18 protein-coding genes and 1 pseudogene are annotated in these 22,940 nt (G+C 53.3%); 6 read left to right on the top strand and 13 right to left on the bottom strand.

All coding sequences use genetic code 11. The annotated features are described in order from the left end of the window. Positions 1-238 precede the first annotated feature (238 nt). Together EAH77_RS23115 and EAH77_RS23110 are read left to right on the top strand one after the other, a co-directional pair. Complete coding sequence (locus EAH77_RS23115; RefSeq protein ID WP_140475509.1) at positions 239-964, top strand: 4'-phosphopantetheinyl transferase family protein; 726 nt, start codon at positions 239-241, stop codon at positions 962-964. A gap of 96 nt (positions 965-1,060) precedes the next feature. Beyond that, positions 1,061-1,633 (top strand): NADPH-dependent FMN reductase, encoded by a 573-nt coding sequence (locus tag EAH77_RS23110; RefSeq protein ID WP_140475507.1) that lies wholly within the window; start codon positions 1,061-1,063, stop codon positions 1,631-1,633. 70 nt (positions 1,634-1,703) lie between these two features. On the opposite strand, the gene EAH77_RS23105 is transcribed toward EAH77_RS23110, so the two are convergent. Continuing rightward, a complete protein-coding gene (locus EAH77_RS23105) occupies positions 1,704-3,041 on the bottom strand; it encodes an NCS2 family permease (RefSeq protein ID WP_140475505.1) in 1,338 nt (445 codons plus the stop codon). A gap of 161 nt (positions 3,042-3,202) precedes the next feature. Here EAH77_RS23105 and yieH point away from each other — a divergent pair, with 161 nt between their 5' ends. Next, entirely contained in the window at positions 3,203-3,868 is a 666-nt protein-coding gene (gene yieH / locus EAH77_RS23100) for a 6-phosphogluconate phosphatase (protein ID WP_140475503.1), read from the top strand. 119 nt (positions 3,869-3,987) lie between these two features. Here the strand turns inward: yieH and phoU are convergent, their stop codons facing one another. The 6 genes from phoU to EAH77_RS23070 form a co-directional block, all read right to left on the bottom strand. Beyond that, entirely contained in the window at positions 3,988-4,719 is a 732-nt protein-coding gene (phoU, locus tag EAH77_RS23095; protein WP_140475501.1) for a phosphate signaling complex protein PhoU, read from the bottom strand. 10 nt (positions 4,720-4,729) lie between these two features. Continuing rightward, on the bottom strand, positions 4,730-5,497 hold the full coding sequence (pstB, locus tag EAH77_RS23090) for a phosphate ABC transporter ATP-binding protein PstB (RefSeq protein ID WP_140475499.1): 768 nt from the start codon (positions 5,495-5,497) through the stop codon (positions 4,730-4,732). A 97-nt stretch (positions 5,498-5,594) separates the two neighbouring features. Beyond that, positions 5,595-6,482 (bottom strand): phosphate ABC transporter permease PstA, encoded by an 888-nt coding sequence (gene pstA / locus EAH77_RS23085; protein WP_140475497.1) that lies wholly within the window; start codon positions 6,480-6,482, stop codon positions 5,595-5,597. Continuing rightward, on the bottom strand, positions 6,483-7,439 hold the full coding sequence (gene pstC / locus EAH77_RS23080; protein WP_140475495.1) for a phosphate ABC transporter permease PstC: 957 nt from the start codon (positions 7,437-7,439) through the stop codon (positions 6,483-6,485). Positions 7,440-7,537: 98 nt separating this feature from the next. Next, a complete protein-coding gene (gene pstS / locus EAH77_RS23075; RefSeq protein WP_140475493.1) occupies positions 7,538-8,578 on the bottom strand; it encodes a phosphate ABC transporter substrate-binding protein PstS in 1,041 nt (346 codons plus the stop codon). Positions 8,579-8,774: 196 nt separating this feature from the next. Then, a complete protein-coding gene (locus tag EAH77_RS23070; protein ID WP_140475491.1) occupies positions 8,775-10,253 on the bottom strand; it encodes a PLP-dependent aminotransferase family protein in 1,479 nt (492 codons plus the stop codon). Positions 10,254-10,387: 134 nt separating this feature from the next. On the opposite strand from EAH77_RS23070, the gene EAH77_RS23065 reads away from it, so the two are divergent. The 3 genes from EAH77_RS23065 to EAH77_RS23055 all read left to right on the top strand — a co-directional run bounded on the left by EAH77_RS23065 (position 10,388) and on the right by EAH77_RS23055 (position 15,600). Then, on the top strand, positions 10,388-12,037 hold the full coding sequence (locus EAH77_RS23065; protein ID WP_140475489.1) for an amidohydrolase: 1,650 nt from the start codon (positions 10,388-10,390) through the stop codon (positions 12,035-12,037). A gap of 152 nt (positions 12,038-12,189) precedes the next feature. Next, positions 12,190-13,860 (top strand): MFS transporter, encoded by a 1,671-nt coding sequence (locus EAH77_RS23060; RefSeq protein WP_140475487.1) that lies wholly within the window; start codon positions 12,190-12,192, stop codon positions 13,858-13,860. Positions 13,861-13,971: 111 nt separating this feature from the next. Next, positions 13,972-15,600, top strand: coding sequence for an MFS transporter (locus EAH77_RS23055; protein WP_140475485.1), 1,629 nt, complete (start codon positions 13,972-13,974; stop codon positions 15,598-15,600). Between the two features lie 55 nt (positions 15,601-15,655). Here the strand turns inward: EAH77_RS23055 and rluF are convergent. The 6 genes and pseudogenes from rluF to atpG all read right to left on the bottom strand — a co-directional run. After that, a pseudogene (gene rluF / locus EAH77_RS23050) lies at positions 15,656-16,384 on the bottom strand (23S rRNA pseudouridine(2604) synthase RluF); the annotation flags it as partial. 110 nt (positions 16,385-16,494) lie between these two features. Beyond that, on the bottom strand, positions 16,495-18,324 hold the full coding sequence (glmS, locus tag EAH77_RS23045) for a glutamine--fructose-6-phosphate transaminase (isomerizing) (protein WP_140475481.1): 1,830 nt from the start codon (positions 18,322-18,324) through the stop codon (positions 16,495-16,497). Positions 18,325-18,535: 211 nt separating this feature from the next. Next, complete coding sequence (gene glmU, locus EAH77_RS23040) at positions 18,536-19,906, bottom strand: bifunctional UDP-N-acetylglucosamine diphosphorylase/glucosamine-1-phosphate N-acetyltransferase GlmU (RefSeq protein WP_140475479.1); 1,371 nt, start codon at positions 19,904-19,906, stop codon at positions 18,536-18,538. Positions 19,907-20,177: 271 nt separating this feature from the next. Continuing rightward, positions 20,178-20,600: a F0F1 ATP synthase subunit epsilon gene (locus tag EAH77_RS23035; RefSeq protein ID WP_034794353.1), complete on the bottom strand. Its 423-nt coding sequence runs from the start codon at positions 20,598-20,600 to the stop codon at positions 20,178-20,180. 27 nt (positions 20,601-20,627) lie between these two features. After that, entirely contained in the window at positions 20,628-22,010 is a 1,383-nt protein-coding gene (gene atpD / locus EAH77_RS23030) for a F0F1 ATP synthase subunit beta (protein WP_140475477.1), read from the bottom strand. 32 nt (positions 22,011-22,042) lie between these two features. Then, a complete protein-coding gene (gene atpG / locus EAH77_RS23025; protein ID WP_140475475.1) occupies positions 22,043-22,906 on the bottom strand; it encodes a F0F1 ATP synthase subunit gamma in 864 nt (287 codons plus the stop codon). Between the last annotated feature and the right edge of the window lie 34 nt (positions 22,907-22,940).

Genomic DNA, 22,940 nt, shown 5'->3' with positions numbered 1-22,940 from the left:
GTTTAGCACACGGGATCAAACGCCATCAAAAATAGCGTCCGACATGTAATCCTCACCTAAACGACATAACGATGTGAAGCCGCTCACCTTTTTCCTCCTTTACTGTTTTTTTAAGCATGAAAAATGCATTTAAAACTGGTTTTTAAGCAGCTTTTAAGCAGTTTTTAATGATTTCTCTTAATGCTATTCTTTTAGCCCTGAGAGAAAATAAGCCGAACCATTAATCATGGAGTGAACAATGGCGTGCCATTTTGCTAAATGGGTAGCAGCGGATCCAGAGCCGGATACTCACCGCCTTCCCACCAACGTAATTTTATCCGCAAGAACTCTTTCCGAAAAACAGCGTAAGCGTTTCCTGACCGGCCGTGTTCTGCTGGCAGAAATGATGTTTTATCTGTACGGCATCACCGAGTTGCCCTCTATCATCATTTTGCCCAGCGGGCGGCCAAGCTTCGAATCGCCCAATCTGCCTGACTTCAGTCTGGCCTTTGCAGGCAGCACGGCTGGCGTGATGCTCAGCAGCGAAGGTAAGGTCGGGCTGGATCTGGAGATCATTCATGCCCGAAGCGCGCTGATCAATCAGCAACAGCAGGCGTCGCTGTCCGCTGTTGAACAGACATGGATAAACCTGCAAAGCGATCCGGTGGAGTCTGCACTTCAGCTCTGGTGTATTCGTCAAAGTATGCTGAAACTGTCAGGTCTGAGTGAATATGGCGAAAAGAGCCTGAGTCTGAACCCGGCATCGGGCCGCCTCCGTTCGGTCATGACGCCCGAAGCGCAGGTGATGAGTGACATTGACGGCTCCCTGACCTGGGCTTGTGCCCACTCTCCGTCTATCGCCCGGCTATTGTGCTGGCGCTATGACCCAGACAACGGTTTCACCCGCACGCAAACGCTGTCACCACAGCAGCAGTCCGACTCGCTGCATTTTATGAAGTTCACCAGCCTGCCTCCGGCAAAATAATTCTGCTCGCCGGGCCACGCCCTGTCCGGCACAATCAATCTGGTCTAGATTTAGGCTGATCGCCATTTCAGAAGCCGTCCATAACAGGAGTAGTCAATGTCAACGCAACCACTGAAGTTTGTCACACTGTTAGGTAGCCTGCGTAAGGGCTCTTACAACGCCATGATCGCCCGCACTTTGCCAAAACTGGCCCCGGCCGGTGTTACGATTGAGGCTTTGCCATCGATAGGCAGCCTGCCGTTGTACGATGCAGATATTCAACAGGGAGAAGGCTTCCCAGCTGATATTGAGGCCATCGCGGAACAGATCCGTCAGGCCGACGGCGTGATCATCGTGACCCCGGAATATAACTATTCGGTGCCCGGCGGCCTGAAAAATGCCATCGACTGGTTATCGCGTCTGCCCAATCAGCCGCTGGCCAGTAAGCCAGTGTTGATCCAGACCAGTTCTATGGGGCCGATTGGCGGCGCACGCTGCCAGTATCACCTGCGCCAGATCCTGGTGTTCCTCGACGCAATGGTGATGAACCGTCCTGAATTTATGGGGGGCGTGATTCAGAGCAAAGTGGATGAGCAGATTGGTGAAGTGGTGGAACAAGGCACGCTCGATTTCCTGACTGGCCAACTGACCGCGTTCGCTGATCACACCCGCCGGGTAGCGCTGAAATAACGCCACCGCGCAGACACAAAAAAGCCCGCTGATGTTTTAGCGGGCTTTTTTTATGGTGTCAGTCGAAGGCTTAGTGGCTGTCAACAAACACAATTTTCAGCACGAACAGCAGCGCAACCACCACCACACACGGGCTGATTTCTCTCCAGCGGCCAGTACCGAGTTTCATCACCACGTAGGAGATAAAGCCGAGTGCGATACCTTCGGTGATCGAGAAGCTGAATGGCATCATCACCGCAGTGACAAACGCCGGTACGGCTTCGGTCAGGTCATCCCAGGTGACGCGGGCCAGGCTTGAGGTCATCAATACACCGACGTAAATCAGCGCGCCAGCAGCGGCGTAAGCAGGCACCATACCGGCCAGCGGAGAGATGAAGATCACCAGCAGGAACAGAATACCGGTCACGACAGCGGTAAGGCCGGTACGGCCACCGACGGAAACACCGGACGAACTTTCGATATACGCAGTAACCGAGGAAGTCCCGACAAACGCACCAGCCACTGAGGCGATACTGTCAACGTACAGCGCCTGTTTCATCTGCGGGAATTTGCCGTTGGCGTCAGTCAACCCGGCTTTGTCGGTCACACCGATGAGCGTACCGGAGGAGTCAAACAGGTTGACCAGCATGAAGGAGAAAATCACCCCCGCCAGACCAATATTCAGCGCCCCTTTTATATCAACCTGACCGACCACCGACATCACGCTTGGCGGCATCGAGAAGATTCCCACATAGTGGACATCACCAATTGCCAGACCAATCACCGTGGTCACCACGATAGACACCAGCACGGCAGCATGAATGTTGCGCGACGCCAGAACCGCAATGATGAAAAAGCCCAGCGCGCCGAGCAGCACATTATGCGACGTCAGGTTGCCGATAGTCACGATCGTGTCCGCGTTCGGCACAATAATACCCGCGTTTTTCAGCCCCATCATTCCGATGAATAACCCGATACCGGCAGTGATACCGATGCGCAAACTGGCCGGAATGTTGGCTATCATCCAGTAGCGGATACGGAAAATGGTCAGCAAGAGGAAACCGATTGCGCCCCAGAAGATAGCACCCATACCGATTTGCCATGAAATACCCATCGCGCCAACCACCACAAAGGCGAAGAACGCATTCAGGCCCATCGCAGGGGCCAAAGCCACTGGCAGGTTAGCAATCAGGCCCATCAGGATACTGCCGAAGGCGGCAATCAGACAGGTGGTCACGAAGACGGCTTGCTTATCCATGCCTGCCACACCGAGGATCTGCGGGTTCACGAACACGATATAGACCATGGTCAGGAACGTGGTCAGCCCGGCGATAGTTTCAGTACGAACGGAAGTGCCGTGTTGCGTCAGTTTAAACAGACGTTCGAACAGGCCCTGTCCGCTGGAGACATTGCTTTGTGGTTTGCTCATTATGAGTTCCGAAAAAGGGGGAATGGCGGTCGAAGGCTATCCTAACCCAAAAAGTGCCATTTTTGATGCAGCTCACACTCTTTTTTCTGGCATTTAACGGCACATTTCACTCTGTTCGGGTTAGAGTTGAGCCAATAATGCGAAATGTCTAAGGAAGAACGATGTCCCCGATTAAATGTGTGCTTTTTGACTGTGACGGTACGCTGGTCGACAGCGAACTGCTCTGTTGTGAAGCCTACGTGGAAATGTTCGCGCATTTCGGCGTTAGGGTCTCTTTTGATGAGATGTACAAAACCTACAAAGGGGTAAAACTTTACGAGATCATCGCCATCATCAATAAAGAGCAGGGGCTGGACGTACCGAAAGAGGAGATGGAAGTGGTGTTCCGCCAGCACGTTGCCCGACTGTTCGACAGCAAACTACAACCGATTGAAGGCGCGCGTGAAGTGCTCGAGCAAATCACGGTACCGATGTGCGTGGTGTCCAATGGCCCGGTGAGCAAAATGCAGATGTCACTGGGAAAAACCGGTCTGTTGCCGTTTATGGGCGATAACCTGTTCAGCGGCTATGATTTGCAACGCTGGAAACCGGACCCGGCGGTACTGTACAAAGCGGCGGAAGTGATGCAGATAGATATCGACCGCTGCATTCTGGTGGAGGATTCCGTGGCTGGCGCCCAGGCGGGCATTGCCGCCGGGATCCCGGTATTTTACTACTGCGCCGATCCGCACAATCCGCCGATCGACCATCCATTAGTCACTGTTTTTTACCACATGCACGAACTGCCCGCGTTGTGGCGTGACATGGGTTATCACATCACCCGTTAAGGATGCCGTGCTGCACAGAGGGTAACTGAGTACCGCAATGGTGACTTTCTGGGGCCCGGTCGCTAAAAACAGCAAAGGCCTCATACGAGGCCTTTGCTGTTTTTAGCGCAGACAACAATTTACTCTTTTTTGTCTGTTTTATTTTCAGTCAGTAATTTGTCCAACGCATCACCGCCTACGTGACGGAAATCCTGACCTTTGACGAAGTAGAAGATGAATTCACAGATGTTCTGACAACGGTCACCGATGCGCTCAATAGAGCGGGCGCAGAACAGCGCGGTCAGCACACTGGGAATGGTACGTGGATCTTCCATCATGTAGGTCATCAGCTGGCGCACAATGCCTTCATATTCCTGATCCACTTTCTTGTCTTCACGGTAAATACGCACCGCTTCGTCGAGATCCATACGGGCAAAGGCATCGAGCACATCATGCAGCATCTGCACGGTGTGGCGACCCAGAGACTCCAGGCTGACCAGCAACGGCTGATGCAAATGCGAGAATTTCTCCAGCGCCGTGCGGCAGATTTTATCTGCCACGTCGCCGATACGTTCCAGCTCGGAAATGGTTTTGATGATCGCCATGACTAAACGTAAGTCACTGGCGGTCGGCTGGCGTTTAGCAATAATGCGCACGCAGGCTTCATCAATCGCCACTTCCATCATATTCACTTTGTCATCGCCTTTGATGACCTGCTGCGCCAGTTCGCCATCCTGATTGTGCATCGCGGTAATGGCGTCGGTCAGTTGTTGTTCCACCAGCCCGCCCATCGCCAGTACCTGGGTACGGATGTGCTCAAGCTCTGCATTGAACTGGCCGGAAATATGTTTGTTTAAGTTCAGGTTATCCATTTTTCTTACCTCAACCGTAGCGGCCAGTAATGTAGTCTTCCGTCTGCTTACGCGCAGGAGAAGTAAAGAGGGAGTCGGTATCGCTGTATTCGATCAATTCGCCCAAATACATAAACGCCGTACGGTCAGAACAGCGCGCCGCCTGCTGCATATTGTGCGTGACGATAACCACGGTGTAGTCAGACTTTAGCTCAGTGATCAGCTCTTCAATACGACCGGTGGAGATAGGGTCCAGTGCCGAACATGGCTCATCGAGCAGCAGTACGTCAGGGCGGATGGCAATACCGCGCGCGATGCACAGACGCTGTTGTTGGCCACCAGACAGGCTGTAGCCGCTCTGGTGCAGTTTATCTTTCGACTCGTTCCACAGCGCCGCCTTGGTCAGCGCCCACTGCACACGCTCATCCATATCGGTACGCGACAACTTTTCAAACAGACGGACGCCGAAGGCGATGTTGTCGTAAATCGACATCGGGAACGGTGTCGGCTTCTGGAAGACCATGCCGACTTTGGCACGCAACAGCGCGATGTCCTGTTTATCGACCAGAATATTTTCGCCATCGAGCAGGATTTCGCCTTCTGCTCGCTGATCGGGGTACAGCTGATACATTTTGTTCAACGTACGCAGCAACGTCGATTTACCGCAGCCCGATGGGCCGATGAAAGCCGTGACTTCGTTTTTGGCGATATCCAGGGAAATATTTTTCAGCGCGTGGAATTTGCCGTAATAAAAGTTCAGGTCGCGAACCTGGATTTTGCTGTTGGATGCATCAGTCATTCTCAGACATCTCTCTTTTATCTTTCGCGCGCCGCGTGGCGACGCCGGGTAAACAGTGAGGGCAGCCGGGATCGCCAGCCCTCAATAATGAATTCGCTTATTGCTTCTTCTGGGCGAAAATCACACGCGCCAGAATGTTCAGCACCAGCACGCACACAGTGATCAGCAGTACACCCGCCCAGGCCAGCTGCTGCCACTCACCAAACGGGCTCATGGCAAATTTGAAGATGGTCACCGGCAGGTTGGCAATCGGCTGCATCATGTCGGTGCTCCAGAACTGGTTGGAGAGCGACGTAAACAGCAGCGGTGCGGTTTCCCCGGCAATACGGGCAATCGCCAGCAAGATACCGGTCATGATGCCGGAGACAGAGGCTTTCAGCGTGATGGCCGAGATCATCTTCCACTTCGGTGTACCCAGCGCGTAAGCCGCTTCACGCAGGCTGTCCGGTACCAGTTTGAGCATGTTTTCCGTGGTACGGATAACAATCGGAATTTGTAACAACGCCAGCGCCAGAACGCCCGCCCAGCCGGAGAAGTGACCCATTTTCGCCACCACAATGGTGTAGACGAACAACCCCACCACAATCGACGGCGCGGAAAGCAAAATGTCGTTGATGAAGCGAATCACTTCGGCCAGCCAGGATTTACGGCCATATTCCGCCAGATAAACACCGGCCAGAACGCCGAGCGGCGTACCAATTACCGTTGCCCATAAAATCAGCAATCCACTGCCCGCGATGGCGTTAGCCAGCCCGCCGCCGGCGGTATTAGGTGGCGGTGTGTTTTCGGTAAACAGTGCCATCGACATGCCGTCGACACCTTTGACGACCGTGGTAAACAGGATCCATACCAGCCAGAACAGGCCAAAGGCCATGGTCGCCATCGACAGCAACAGCGCGAGGCGGTTCTTCTGACGGCGCCACGCCTGACGTTTGCGGCGTGACTGTAAAAGTGCTTCGTTGCTTTGCATTTCCATCGTCGTCATTTAGCGGCCCTCTTTCTTAGCAAGACGCAGGATCATCACTTTGGACAAGGCCAGTACGATGAAAGTGATAACAAACAGGATCAGACCGAGTTCCATCAGAGCCGCAGTGTGCAGACCGGCTTCGGCTTCGGCGAATTCGTTCGCCAGCGCCGAGGTAATACTGTTGCCCGGCATATACAGTGAGGCGCTGTCGAGCTGGTAGGTGTTACCGATGATAAAGGTCACCGCCATCGTTTCACCGAGAGCACGGCCAAGGCCCAGCATAATGCCGCCAATCACGCCGTTTTTGGTGAACGGCAGCACGATGCGCCAGATCACTTCCCACGTCGTACAACCGATGCCGTAAGCCGATTCTTTCATCATCACCGGCGTCTGCTCAAACACGTCACGCATGACGGAGGCAATGTACGGGATGATCATGATGGCGAGGATCACACCTGCGGCCAAAATACCAATACCGAACCCCGGACCGGCAAACAGCGCACCGACAATCGGGATACCGGACAGCACGTCGCCGACCGGGGTCTGGAAATAAGTAGCAAACAGTGGAGCGAAGACGAACAGGCCCCACATGCCGTAAACGATACTGGGAATAGCCGCCAGCAGTTCAATAGCAATACCCAACGGGCGACGTAGCCAGTTCGGTGCCAGTTCAGTCAGGAAGAGTGCGATACCGAAGCTGACAGGTACAGCGATCAGCAAGGCGATAATCGAGGTCACAACGGTACCGTAAATAGGTACCAGCGCACCGAATTGCTCATTCGGGGCATCCCAGGTTTTATTCCACAGGAAGGACAATCCAAATTTTTCAATGCTGGGTAACGAGGCAATAAACAGCGAGACGATAATACCGCCCAGCAGCAATAGCACAATCAGCGCTGCCAGCTTAACCAGCGCGCCGAAAATGATGTCCCCATTTTTACTTGGTGCTTTGATAGACGGCTTGTATTCAGCCATACCACTCTCTTCTCTTCAGATTTAATTCCCTCTCCTGATGGAGAGGGAATGAGGTACAACATCTCATACTCTAACTCAGCCGCGAGTTTAGATACCAGTTAGTAAAGGGCTTTACCGCTGCTGTCTTTAATATTGGTCTTCCATGCGGCACGAACTTGTTCAACGACAGCTTTTGGCAAAGTGGCGTAATCCAGATCGGTGGTCAGTTTGCCGCCATTCTTATAAGCCCAGTCGAAGAACTTCAGCACTTCAGCGCCGTGTTCTGCATTCGACTGATTTTTGTAAATCAGAATGAAGGTGGTGGAACTGATTGGCCAGGCGTTATCGCCTTTCTGATTAGTCAGGTCCTGAGCGAAGGTTTTGCTCCAGTCAGCGCCTTTAGCGGCTGCACTGAAGGACTCTTCCGTCGGGCTGATCGATTTGCCGTCAGCATCAACCAGTTTGGTGTAGGCCAGGCTGTTTTGTTTCGCGTAAGCGTATTCAACGTAACCGATTGAACCAGGCAGACGCTGTACAAATGCCGCTACGCCGTCGTTACCCTTGCCGCCAAGACCGGTTGGCCAGTTGACCGTAGAGCCTGCACCGATTTTATCTTTCCATTCAGCGCTGACTTTAGCCAGGTAGCTGGTGAAGACGAAAGAAGTACCGGAGCCATCAGCACGGCGAACAACCGCGATGTTGGTATCTGGCAGTTTCACGCCTGGGTTCAGCTTGGTGATCGCCGCGTCGTTCCATTTTTTGATTTTGCCGAGGTAGATATCACCCAGCGTTGCACCGTCCAGCGTCAGCTGACCTGATTTGATACCAGGGAGGTTAACCGCCAGTACGACGCCACCGATCACGGTAGGGAACTGGAAAAGACCGTTTTTATTCAGATCTTCTTCTTTCATCGGGGCGTCAGACGCACCGAAATCAACGGTTTTAGCAATGATTTGTTTTACGCCACCGGAAGAACCGATGCCCTGATAGTTAACCTGATTGCCGGTGGCTTTTTGATAAGCGTCAGCCCATTTGGCATATACAGGTGCAGGGAAGGTACCGCCAGCGCCAGTCAGATTACTAGCAGCGAAAGCAGACATTGCTGTGAGGGAAAAAGTCGCTGCTACAAGACCGGCGACGGTGTTACGCATCAATTTCATGTTCCACTCCTAGTGGTTTCTTATTTGTTCGAGCAAAGGTATTCGACCCAGTTCGAGATTGATAAAGTGTTTGGCACAGGAGGAAAATAGGACAGTTTGGTGACAGTAAAATGTACTTAATATGACAGTTTTATGACGACGGTCACAATCTGAGCAGCGCCCGCGTAAACAGCGGGGTTAATGAAGCTCTGCCGGGCTACGGCTGCGGCCAGATGCGTTTTAAGGTTTCGACCGCCAGAACAATATCAGGGACCTTTACACAGGCAAAACCCAGCACCAGCCCGTAGCGGCCATTTTGCGTCTCTGAACTGCCGGGTAACCAGGATGCGCTAAGTGGCGTGATTTCGATTCCTGCAGAAAGCGCCAGCGCAATCAGACTCTGTTCTTTTTCGAGAGTGGGTAATCGAATCGTGACATGCAGACCTGAGGAGACCAGCGGCATGTCACCAATGTGACTGAGGTGCAGATTCCAGGCTTCGAGCAGGGCATCACGCCGTGCCAGTGCGGCGCGGCGCATACGGCGGCTGTGCTGTTGGAAATGTCCTTCACTGAGGAACAGTGCCATCGCCATCTGGTCATTCATCGGTGGCTGGCGGCTGGCCATGGTGCGCACCAGCAAAAATTGCTCCACCAGCTGCTTCGGCGCCACCAGATAGCCTAATCGCAATCCCGGATACATCACCTTGGAAAAAGAGCCGATATACAGCACCCGGTTACTCTGATCAATCGCCGCCAGCGGAGTCAGTGGCGTACCGCTGTAGCGGTATTCGCCGTCGTAATCATCTTCGATGATCCAGGCTTTTTTCTCTTCGGCCCACTGTAATAATTCCATCCGGCGTGCCATCGAGAGCGTGGCGCCGGTAGGGTACTGGCATGAGGGGCTGACGTAGGCCATGCGGGCTTTAGGGATCTGCGGTAACTGCGCGGTCAGCAACCCTTCGTCATCCACACCGATACCGTGCATTTTTACCCCCAGACAAGAGAACGCGCCGGCGGCGGCCCAGTAGCCGGGGTTTTCAATCACCGCTTCATCTTCGGGGCATAACAATAATGCCGAACAGATCATGATCGCCTGTTGCGCGCCCAGCGTGATGACGATTTGCGAAGAATCGCATTTTAAACCACGCGCATGGCGCAAATATTGCGCAATCAGTTCCCGCAGCTGCGGCTCCCCCGCCGGATGCCCATAACCCATATGTGCCACCGGTTCACTGCGCCAAAAGCGGGTTTGCAGGCGTCCCCATACGTCAAAAGGGAAAAGATCTATTGCCGGCATGCCGATGCGAAAGGCTTTCGGCGCGCCTTCGTGAATGCGGTGGTGGTTAAAGAGAGACGCAGCGGGCAGGCGGTATCCGATATGCATCTGCGGCTCAATGGCTAGCACATCACCTGACGGTAAGGCTTTGGGTGGCGAATGCAGTTGCGCGACATAGGTACCATCCCCCACCCGCGTTTCGATAAAACCTTCGGCGAACAGACGTTCATAGACGTTAACCACCGTGTTGCGGGAGATATCCAGCATTTCCGCCAACTCGCGGCTGGCCGGAAGTTTCGCTCCGCTGCTTCTGGGGTTCCCTATAATTAATTCACGCAACGCGTCATAAAGCTGCATGGAGAGCTTTCGCCCCGGCTTAAGGGTCAGTCCGGTGAGTTCAAAAGGTAACGAAGCGGGCAAATTGGCACCTTTATATAGGGGTGTTTTGGCTCTTTTATACATCCAATATCAGGAATAGCATAGCGCCAATCATACAAATCCGCTGGCAGCGCATCAGGCGAGCCAGGGAAATTAAATCTCTACGAGGATTATTTATGTCTGCTCAAACTACTGTGATTTATTCAGCCCGGAAAATCATCACTATGTGCCCTTCCCAGCCGGAAGCCAGCCATGTGGCAGTCAAAGACGGACGGATCCTGGGTGTTGGTTCACTGGATGAGCTTAAAGAATGGGGCGATTGTGTCGTTGATAACACCTTTGCCGACAAAGTCATTATTCCAGGCCTGATTGAAGCCCACTCGCACGCCACCGGCGGCGGCATGTGGCAATTCCCTTATGTCGGTTTTTACGACCGCCCGGATCACACCGGTAAAGTCTGGAAAGGCTGCCGTTCATTTGATGAAGTGGTTGAAGCGCTGCAGAAAGTCGAAAAAACCATGACTGACCCGGACGCGCCGCTGATTGCCTGGGGCGTCGACCCTATCTACTTCGGCAGCGAGAAGCTTGGCCGCCAACATCTGGACCGCGTTTCTACCACCCGTCCGGTGGCCGTGATTCATATGAGCATCCACCTGATGGGCGCCAATACGGCGGCGCTGGCCGATTGCGGTATTCATGCTGACAGCAAAATCGAAGGCATTGTTAAAAACGAAGATGGTTCGCTGCACGGCGAACTGGTGGAATTTGCTGCCATGGGGCCGGTACTGCAAAAGTACGGTTTCTGGGACGCACTGACTACCGAACAAGCCATCCGCAATTTTGGTCAGGAAGCTTTCCGCGCAGGCTGTACTTCAGCGGCAGATATGGGCTTAACCGACTTTGATAACCCTGAACTGGCCGCCAACTACATCCGTATGACCCGCGCCGAAGAATTTCCAATCCGCCTGCTGGTGGCTTACGGCCCTCCGTTTGTGAAAAAGCCTTTTATTGAAGCCGTGGAGTTCGCGGTCGATGTGATGAAGCACGGTCACGACAAAATGATTTTCGGCCCGATGAAAATCTTCCTCGATGGCTCGATTCAGGGGGGGTCCGGCCGGATGCTGGCACCGGGTTATTTCAAAACCCAGAAGAATGGTGCCTGGAATGCGACACCTGCCGAAGTTGAAAATCAGGTGTACGAAATCATGAAACGCGGTTATCAGATCCACTGCCACTGTAACGGCGACGAAGCCTCAGAAGCCTTTATCCAGGCGGTAGAGAAAACCCTGAACCGCATTCCGGCAGCGAATCATCGCGCCACTATGCAGCATGCGCAGATGCTGCGCGAAGATCAGTTCAAACGCATCAAAAGCCTCGGCATGTGCGTTAACTTCTTCAGTAACCACATCTACTACTGGGGTGATCAACATTACAGTAAAACCATGGGGCCGGAACGTGCCAACCGCATGAATGCCTGCGGCAGCGCCGTTCGCCATGGAATTCCGTTTGCTTTCCACAGTGACTGCGGCATTACGCCAATCAACCCACTGTTTACCGGCTGGTGCGCCGTGAACCGTGTTACCGCCTCAGGCCGCGTGTTGGGCGAGCGCGAAAAAATCAGCGTTGAAGAAGCCCTGCATGCCATGACCGTCGGCGCCGCGTACACCATGAAGCTCGATCATCTGATTGGCAGCATTGAGTGCGGCAAGTTGGCCGATTTCACCATTCTGGAAGAAAACCCACTGACCGTTGAGCCAATGCGCCTGAAAGACATTCAGGTCTGGGGCACGGTACTTGGCGGTAAAGTTCAGCCTCTTTCCCGATAACCTGAGCCTGAACCCCTGACCTGACCGGTCAGGGATCTCCCGTTTAGACAAGATGCTTATCCGGCTGGAAACAGCCGGACGGCTTCCTGCCGCTCATTTTTCAAAATCTTTTTAAGAATTTTATTTCTGCAAACTTTGACGAGGTAATTTTTATGGCAATACATGCCACTCAGCCACTTGCTGTGCCGTCCTCCACCGTTTCGGTGTCAGGATGGGCCAAATGGCTTCCATTACTGGTGCTTTGTCTGGCCCAGCTCTCCACCTCCGGGGACAACGCCACGCTGAGTATCGCCACGGGCGCGCTGGTCAAAGATCTTCATGCCTCGATGGATTTAATCAGTATTGCTAACGCCATGTACTCTCTGGCTGCCGGCTCACTGATGGTCGCAGCCGGGATGGTCGGGCTGATTATTGGCTGGAAGAAAACCTTCCGTATCGGTTGTGCGTTACTGTTTTGCGCCGAGCTGACCGCGTTCTTCTCACCGAATATGCAAATTTTCACCTACGGTGCCCGTCTGCTTTCCGGTATCGGCGGCAGCTTTATGATCCCATCGGTTCTGGGGCTCATCGCCAGTAATTTTAAAGGACGGGATCAGGCCGTCGCGTTCGGCGCCATCGGCGCGGCCAGCGGCGTCTCTTTTGCAGCAGGTCCGCTTATCTGCGGCACGCTGGTGGACCAGTTTGGCTGGCGTTACGCTTTTGCGGCCATCGCCTGCCTGTGCGTGGTGATTTTCGTCGGTTCTTTCATCATCCCAACACCAGCAAAACCAGAACGCAAAGTGCGTTTCGACTTGCCGGGCGTCGTGCTGACGGTCATCGGTCTGTTCAGCGTCATTCTTGGCTTCCTGAAAGTCTCCAGCTGGGGGTTGCTCACACCGTTCGCCGCACCGTTCACCCTCTTTGGGTTAAGCCCTGCGCCGTTCCTGGTGCTGTTTGGTTTAGTGGTGCTGGCTTTGATGCTGAAATGGGAGCGCCATCGTGAAGCTTCTGTCGGCAGCGCGCTGATCCCGATGTCATTCCTCTCAACACCACAGGTTCGCAACGGTTTATATCTGACAGCCTTTATCTTCCTGGCCTACGGCTCAGGCATTTTTGTGACGGTCAGTTTTGTGCAGGTCGTGGCAGGGTTGAACGGCATTCAGACCGGCCTGATGATTTTACCCTTCGCCTTAGGCGTGGTGATCTTCTCGCTGGGGCTGCCAGTGGTGTGGAAAAATGCCAATCCGAAACGCATGTGTCAGTCAGCGTTATTGATCGGCACACTCGGCTCGGTGCTGTGTATTTTCGGTTTCGGCCCTTCCAGCTTCTCTATCATTGTGCCGATGGGTATGTGTTTGATTGGCGTGAGTATGGGTATCGTTTCTGCCTATTCCAGCTATATTGTGACCAGTGGATTGCCATCAAGGGATGCACAGCAATCAGGTGGCGTACAGGCGACATCCCGTAATGTGGGTCAGGCCATCGGTGTTGCAGTATGCGGCATGGTGATGCTGACGGCAGTGACCATGGGGGTTCAGGGTGCCGCACGTAGCGACCCGGCATTAAGCCCGGATACTCAGACCAAAGTGTCTGAAATGACCGTGATCCCTTACCTGAGTGACGCTGGCTTCTCTGCCCTGATGCTTGACCACGGCATCGTGCAAAAAGATGTTCCGGCCCTGACGCAGGTTTATCAGACCTCCAGATTAAACGCGACACGCGCCGGGATGATTGCCACCGCACTCATGACAGTGCTCTTCCTGTTCGGCACACGTAATCTGCCAACGAGAACCAAAGTTGCACTGTCAGATAACCTCGCGGAGGATCGCAAAAAGAAAAATTAATCGTTGCAGCGCGGGTAATAACACATCGATTATTATTCCGATATTTTTAGCGCGCATCCTGTTTGCCAGGTTGCGCGCTTTTGCGTAGCTGAAATCATCAGGAAAAATGCTATGGCTGAGAAAATAAGCCTTAACCGACAGGCCATTGGCCTCCCCCTTCTGGTTCTGTGCCTGGCTCAGTTTCTGGCATCGGCAGATAACGTTACCCTGAGTATCGCCACCAGCGCACTTATCCGCGATCTCGGCGCATCAATGTCACAAATCAGTACCGCAAACACCATGTATCCGCTGGTTGCGGGCACGTTTATGATTGCAGGCGGCATGTTGGGGCTGATTATCGGCTGGCGTAAAACCTTCCGCACTGGCTGCATTCTCTATTTTCTGGCTGAAGCTATCGCGGTTTTTTCACCCTCAATAACCGTTTTTATCTGGGCAGCAAGGATCCTGGCAGGCATTGGCGGGAGTCTGATGATTCCGGCGGTATTTGGCATTATTACCGGCAGTTTTCAGGGGCGCCAGCAGGCTATCGCCTTTGGTGCGCTTGGCGCCGCCAGCGGTTTCTCTTTTGCGATGGGCCCGGTGCTGTGTGGTTTACTGCTCGATACATTGGGCTGGCGCTGGGCCTTCGGTGTTCTGGCCGGGCTGGCGGTCGTAATACTGGTCTGCTCGCGTTTGATTCCCTCACCCGCCAAACCGGAACGGCGTGTTGGTTTTGATTTTGCTGGTTTTATCCTTTCAACGCTCGGTCTGTTTTTCGTGGTCTTTGGTATTTTGCAGATATCTACCTGGGGACTGTTAACCCCGTTCAGCCCGCCCTTTACTCTTTTCGGCTTTAGCCCGGCTTTGGCGCTGGTCGCAGGCGGTCTGCTGATTCTGATAGTGATGCTGCGCTGGGAAAAATTCCGCGAAACCGCCTCTGGCAGCGCCATGATCCCGCAATCTTTTTTACGCACACCGCAGGTGCGCGCGGGCTTATACCTCACGATGTATATTTTCTTCGCCTACAGTTCGGGGATTTTCGTGGTGGTCAGTTTTGTACAAGTGGTGGCGGGGCTGAATGCCGTTCATACCGGCCTGATGATCATTCCGTTTGCCCTCTGTCTGGCAGGCTCCTCGATGGGTTTGCCTTTAATTTTCCAGCAACGTAATCCAAAACGGCAATGCCGGGTTGGTTTATTACTGGGGATCGCCGGCTCGGCCCTCACAGCCTGCGGCATTGAGGGGCTGAGTTTCAACATGATTATCGTGACGTCGGGGCTATGTTTAATTGGTGCCAGTATGGGCACGGTTGCCGCGAATGCTCCCTTTCTTATCACCAGCGCCTTACCGGAACGAGATGCTCAGCAGTCGGGCGGGATTCAGGCGGCGGCCCGAGATATCGGGCAGGCATTGGGCGTCGCGTTAGTCAGTATGGTGATGCTGACCGCGATGACCTTCAGCATGAAGAAATTTACCGCCGAAGTGTCCACGCTGAGCCCGCAAACCTTCCAGACGGTAAAAAACCTGACGGTCATTCCCTATCTCAGTGATGCGGGTTTCCAGACGATGATAGTGAAAAGCGGGGCTGCCCCGCAGGATCTGGCGGTGCTCACCCCGATTTATCAGCGATCGCGCGCAAGAGTGACCCGTGCAGGCCTACTATCCATGACAGTAATGACGTTGCTGTTTTTAATGGGGACAGGGAAAATTCCGGTGACGCTGGAGAGAACTGAAGGCAGGAGTAAAAAAAGGCATGGGTGATAAAATCTGTCAAAACGATAGGCGGACTGATTAACCTGCGCTTTTTCGCCGGTTAATCATCGGACGCTGAATTTTCAATACGTTTAAATAACTCGCTCAGCTCATCGTTGGTCAAGTCTCGTGATTCACCCAGCGGCAACCCGTCCAGATTGATGTTCATAATGCGTATGCGTTCAAGCCGGGTCACTTCATAGCCAAAATGCTTAGCCATGCGGCGAATCTGACGATTGAGCCCCTGCACCAGCGTGATACGAAACACAAAGTCCGACTCTTTCGTCACTTGGCATTTTTTTGTCACGGTACCCAGTATCGGCACACCCGCGCTCATGCCGAGAATAAATTCGTCAGTTACCGGCTTATTGACAGTAACCACGTACTCTTTTTCGTGACCATTGCCCGCACGCAGTATCTTGTTGAACAGATCGCCGTGATTGGTCAATAAGATCAGCCCCCGCGAGTCTTTATCCAAACGCCCGACAGGAAAGATGCGTTTGTTGTGGTTAATGAGAACCGTGATGTTATCCGGCAAACGCTCGTCCATCGTAGTAATGATCCCCACCGGTTTATTCAGCGCGATCAGCACCAACTCGTCTTCATCGCGCGGCCCGATAAGCTGGCCATTCATTTTCACCACATCCCCGACAAATACCTGAGCACCAAATCCGACCTGTACGTCGTTAATAAAAACAGTCCCCTGTTCGACATAACGATCGGCATCGCGGCGAGAGCAGATGCCGCTATCGCTGATGTATTTGTTAATTCGAATGGATGGGTGGGTCAACATTGCGCAGAGTTTCTCCGTAAAAGGCGGACTATACGTCAGGTTGCGAACACACAGAAAGAAAAAAGCGCCCACGAAAGGCGCTTAGAGGCATATGACAGAACTGAAGGGGCTTATTCTACCGTCACAGACTTCGCCAGGTTACGTGGCTGGTCTACGTCGGTGCCTTTGATCAGCGCCACATAGTAGGACAACAGCTGTAACGGCACGGTATAGAAAATCGGGGCAACGATCTCTTCCACATGCGGCAGCTGAATAATCTTCATGCCGTCGCTGTCGGTGAAACCGGCATCTTGATCGGCGAAAACATACAGCAAACCGCCACGGGCGCGCACTTCTTCGATATTCGACTTGAGCTTTTCCAGCAGTTCGTTGTTTGGTGCCACCACGATGACTGGCATATCGGCGTCGATCAATGCCAGCGGGCCGTGTTTCAGCTCGCCTGCCGCATAGGCTTCCGCATGAATGTAGGAAATCTCTTTCAACTTCAGCGCACCTTCCATGGCAATCGGGTATTGATCGCCACGACCAAGGAACAGCGCGTGATGCTTGTCAGAGAACCCTTCCGCCAGAGATTCGATGGTTTTATCCAGCGACAGCATCTGTTCGATACGCGCAGGCAACGCCTGAAGCGCGTGAACGATGTCGTGTTCGACTTTCTCGTCCATCCCTTTCAGACGCCCCATACGCGCCACCAGCATCAGCAGAACGGCCAGTTGCGTGGTAAACGCTTTGGTCGACGCCACACCGATTTCAGTGCCGGCTTTGGTCATCAGCGCCAGATCGGATTCACGCACCAGCGAAGAGCCGGCAACGTTACACACTGCCAGAGAGCCGAGATAACCCAGCTCTTTAGACAAACGCAGTGCGGCCAGCGTATCAGCGGTTTCGCCAGACTGCGACAGCGTGATGATAAGACTGCCCGGACGAACGGCAGATTTGCGATAGCGGAATTCAGAGGCGATTTCCACATCACATGGCATGCCCGCCAGCGATTCGAACCAATAACGCGCGACCATACCGGAGTTATAGGAGGTGCCGCATGCGATGATCTGTACATGTTGAACGCGTGAGAGGATCTCGTCAGCTTTCTCGCCAAGTTCACTCAGATCCACCTGCCCGTGACTGAAACGCCCCGCCAGCGTGTTTTTAATCGCCAGCGGCTGTTCGTAGATCTCTTTTTGCATGTAGTGACGGAACTCGCCTTTATCACCGGCGTCGTACTGCACTTTGGATTCGATCTCCTGGCGTTCTACCGCATGACCTTTTTTGTCATACACGCTGACGGAGCGACGTTTCACTTCTGCGACATCGCCTTCTTCCAGGAACAGGAAACGACGGGTGACAGGCAAAAGTGCCAGTTGGTCGGAAGCGATGAAATTTTCACCCACGCCACGACCAATCACCAGTGGGCTACCGGAACGGGCGGCGACCAGAAGAGAGGGATCACGGCTGTCCATCACCACCGTGCCGTAGGCGCCACGCAGTTGCGGGATAACACGCTGGACCACTTCCAGCAGCGTACCGCCCTGAAGTTGTTCCCAATGCACCAGATGCGCAATGACTTCGGTGTCCGTTTCGGAATCAAAACGGTAACCGCGTTCGATCAGCAATTCACGCAAGGGTTCGTGGTTTTCGATAATACCGTTATGCACAATCGCAATGTGATCAGATACATGTGGGTGAGCATTCGCTTCGGAAGGTTCGCCGTGCGTTGCCCAGCGGGTGTGAGCAATACCGGTACCGCCGTGCAGAGGGTGTTCATCCAGTGCATCAGCCAGCATCTGGACTTTGCCCAGACGACGCAAGCGCCCCATTTTACCCTGTTCATCAATCACGGCCAGACCGGCCGAATCATAACCTCGGTACTCGAGGCGGCGTAAACCTTCCAACAGAATCTCAGCTATATCGCGTTGCGCTACTGCGCCAACAATTCCACACATCAGTTTTATTCCTATTTAAGGTCTGTTCACAGACCTTGTTTGAAGCCTGACCTGATTGATATCCGGTTTTTTCCGGGTTCCCCGAGCCTGGTAGAAGTTGGGGATTATTATGTTTTGGTCTGCATTCTCGCGGAGAAAATACAAACCAAAACATCGGAGGTTAAATCAGGCATAGCGAACTACGCCTGATTTAACGGTAGCGGCAAAATTTCTATTTTTTCTTCAGCGGACGCTGCCAATCAGGTTTATGCACCTGAGGTACACGGCTCAGCAACAGGCCATTGTCGGGGACGTCACGGGTCACCGTGGTGCCGGCCGCAATGGTCACATTATGGCCGACGGTCACCGGCGCCACCAGTTGGGTGTCAGAACCGACGAAAACATCGTTGCCAATAATCGTCTTGTGCTTATTCACACCATCATAGTTACAGGTAATGGTGCCCGCGCCGATATTCACGTTGTCGCCGATGTCAGCATCGCCCAGGTAAGAGAGATGGCCCGCTTTCGAGCCTCTACCCAGACGCGCTTTTTTAACTTCAACAAAGTTGCCGACGTGCGCGCCCTGCGCCAGTTCAGTTCCCGGACGTAAGCGGGCAAACGGGCCAACGGTGCAGTCAGCTTCCAGCACGGCGTTTTCGAACACGCTGTACGGGCTGATTTCGCAGTCATCGCCAATCACGCAGTTTTTGAGCACACAACCGGCACCAATTTTGACACGATCGCCAAGCTTAACCTGGCCTTCCATGATCACATTGACGTCAATCTGCACATCGATACCGTGGGAAAGCTCGCCGCGCAGATCGAAGCGCGCTGGGTCCAGTAGCATCACGCCAGCCAGAAGCAGGCGCTCCGCCTGTTCGCTCTGATAGACGCGTTCCAGATGGGAAAGTTGCAGCCGGTTGTTTACGCCATCCACTTCGCTATTGCGCGCCGGGTGGACGGTAGCAATCTGGTGCCCTTCGGCGTGGGCCATGGCAATAATGTCGGTGATGTAATATTCACCCTGAGCATTATTGTTGTTGAGCTGACTCAACCAGCGTTTGAACGATGCCCCGTTGGCCACCAGAATACCGGTGTTAATTTCGTTGATTTTCAGCTGATCGGCAGTGGCATCTTTTTGTTCGATGATACCTGTGACCTTGCCGTTTTCACGCACGATGCGGCCATAACCGGTCGGGTTATCCAGCACAACGGTCAGTAATCCAATGCCACCTTCAGGCTTCGCTTTGAGTAATTTCTCCAGCGTATCGACGGTGATAAGCGGCACGTCGCCGTACAGCATCAGTACATCTTCGTCATCGGCAAAATGCGGCGCTGCCTGCTGCATTGCGTGACCAGTTCCCAATTGCTCAGCCTGTAAAACCCAGTTTAACCCGCTGCCTGCCAGCATCTGCTTGAGCAAGTCACCGCCGTGGCCATACACCAAATGAACATTACTCGCGCCAAGACGCGTCGCAGCATCAATAACATGCTGAACCATCGGCTTACCCGCCAGTGGATGGAGAACTTTAGGAAGATTGGAGTACATGCGTGTCCCCTTGCCTGCGGCAAGGATCACAACACTCAATGCGCTGTTAGACATAGGTAACCTGACAAATCCAATTTGAGGGACAAAAGTAACCTGTTAGGTAACAGGATTACTACATATTTCGCATCAAAAACCGCCTGCAGGCCACAGCCAGCAAGGGGTGAACACGCTATAGACGATAGAGAGTAAATCGACCATAAAGCGTCTGCTTTGGTGTCTAGTATTCCACTTAACATGCGGTGATGTCATGAGAATGACGCTGAAAAAGGGCTTTTTTAAAGGCAAAAAAAAAGCGACCCGAAGGTCGCCTTTTCAACTGATGCCGTTACATCGCTTTTCTGGTCAATTCGATAACGCGAAGTTTCGCGATCGCCTTAGCCAGTTCCGCAGACGCCTGAGCGTAGTCGACGTCGCCGTGAGAACCACTGATGTGTTCTTCCGCTTTGCGCTTAGCTTCAAGCGCTCGTGCTTCGTCGAGGTCTTGCCCACGGATTGCAGTGTCAGCCAACACGGTCGTCGCGCTCGGTTGCACCTCAAGGATGCCGCCGGAGAGATAGATATACTCTTCTTCACCGTGTTCTTTAACAATGCGCACCATGCCAGGCTTGATGGCGGTGAGCAGCGGAGCATGCCCCGGGAAAATACCCAGTTCGCCTTCGCTACCCGTCACCTGGATCTTCTGTACCATGCCGGAAAACATTCTCTTTTCCGCACTGACTACATCCAGATGGTAAGCTTTTTCAGCCATGTCATCCTCTCTCACAACAAACTAGCGTTACAGTTTCTTGGCTTTTTCCACTGCTTCTTCAATGGTGCCAACCATGTAGAACGCTTGCTCTGGCAGGTGATCGTAGTCGCCGTCCATAATGCCTTTGAAACCACGAATGGTGTCTTTCAGCGATACGAACTTGCCCGGAGAACCGGTAAAGACTTCGGCCACGAAGAATGGCTGGGACAGGAAGCGCTCGATCTTACGCGCACGGGATACAGCCAGCTTGTCGTCTTCTGACAGCTCGTCCATACCCAGAATCGCGATGATGTCTTTCAATTCCTTGTAACGCTGCAGAATAGACTGCACGCCACGAGCCACATCATAGTGTTCCTGACCAACAACCAGTGGATCCAACTGACGGCTGGTGGAGTCCAGTGGGTCAACCGCTGGGTAGATACCCAGAGACGCGATCTGACGGCTCAGTACCACGGTCGCATCCAAGTGGGCGAAGGTGGTGGCTGGAGAGGGGTCAGTCAAGTCATCCGCAGGGACGTAAACGGCCTGTACGGAGGTGATAGAACCACTTTTGGTTGAGGTGATACGTTCTTGCAGAACGCCCATCTCTTCCGCCAGCGTTGGCTGATAACCTACCGCCGATGGCATACGGCCCAGAAGTGCGGACACTTCAGTACCGGCCAGGGTGTAGCGGTAAATGTTATCGATGAACAGCAGTACGTCACGACCTTCATCACGGAATTTCTCCGCCATGGTCAGGCCGGTCAGTGCCACACGCAGACGGTTACCTGGTGGCTCGTTCATCTGGCCATAGACCAGGGAAACTTTATCGATAACGTTGGATTCAGTCATTTCGTGGTAGAAGTCGTTACCCTCACGAGTACGCTCACCCACGCCTGCAAACACAGAATAACCGGAGTGCTCGATCGCGATGTTACGGATCAGCTCCATCATGTTTACAGTCTTACCAACACCCGCACCACCGAACAGACCGACTTTACCGCCCTTAGCGAACGGACACATCAGGTCCATAACTTTGATACCGGTTTCCAGCAATTCCTGGGAGTTTGCCAGCTCTTCGTAAGAAGGCGCTGGACGGTGAATAGCACGACGTTCTTCTTCGCCGATTTCACCTTTCATGTCGATTGGTTCACCCAATACGTTCATGATACGACCCAGAGTTGCTACACCAACCGGAACTTCAATTGGGTGTTCCAGGTTGTTCACTTTCAGATTGCGACGCAAGCCGTCTGAAGTACCCATTGCGATACAACGAACAACGCCGCCACCCAACTGTTGCTGAACTTCCAGCACCAGCTTGGAGGTACCGTTTTCTACCTCAAGAGCATTGTACACGTTCGGTACTGCATCCTGAGGGAACTCGACGTCCACCACGGCGCCGATTACCTGGATAATCTTTCCAGTAGCCATCTTGAATCCTCTACGTAATTCGTAAACCTAGCTTAAACCGCGGAGGCTCCCCCGACGATCTCGGTGAGTTCCTGAGTGATGCTGGCCTGACGAGCTTTGTTGTAAACCAACTGCAGCTCTTTGATCAGGCTGCCGCCGTTATCGGTTGCGGCTTTCATCGCTACCATTCGCGCGGCCTGTTCGCTGGCCAGGTTTTCTACGACGCCCTGATAAACCTGAGATTCCACATAGCGGCGCAGGAGGGTATCCAGCAGTGCTTTAGGGTCTGGCTCATACAGGTAATCCCAGGATTTTTTCGCCAGCGCGCCATCTTCTGCCGGAGGCAGAGGCAACAGCTGAACGATGCGTGGTTCCTGAGACATGGTATTGACGAATTTATTGCTAACAACGCATAACTTGTCTAAACGACCTTCGTCGAAAGCCTGCAGCATCACTTTCACCGGTCCGATCAGTTCTGACAGGGAAGGGTTATCTCCCATGCCAGTAACCTGGGCCACAACGTTGGCACCCACGGAACTGAAGAAAGAGGCTGCTTTGGAACCGATCAGGGCTAAGTCGACCTCAACACCTTTTTCGGACCAGCCTTTCATCTCTGACAGCAGTTTTTTGAACAGGTTAATGTTCAGACCACCACAAAGACCACGGTCGGTAGACACCACCAGATACCCGATGCGCTTAATGTCACGCTCATCCAGGTACGGGTGCTTGTATTCCAGATTACCTAACGCGAGGTGACCGATCACTTCACGAATGGTTTCTGCATAAGGACGGCTGGCCGCCATGCGATCCTGCGTTTTACGCATTTTGGAGGCGGCGACCATCTCCATCGCTTTAGTGATCTTTTGCGTGTTTTGCACGCTGCTGATCTTACTACGTATCTCTTTTCCGCCGGCCATCTCTGCTTCTCCTCATTACCAAACGGCCTGCTGC

It is taken from the genome of Ewingella americana, from assembly GCF_006438725.1.
Lineage (GTDB): Bacteria > Pseudomonadota > Gammaproteobacteria > Enterobacterales > Enterobacteriaceae > Ewingella > Ewingella americana_A.
This window is presented reverse-complemented; position numbering and strand designations above follow the sequence as displayed.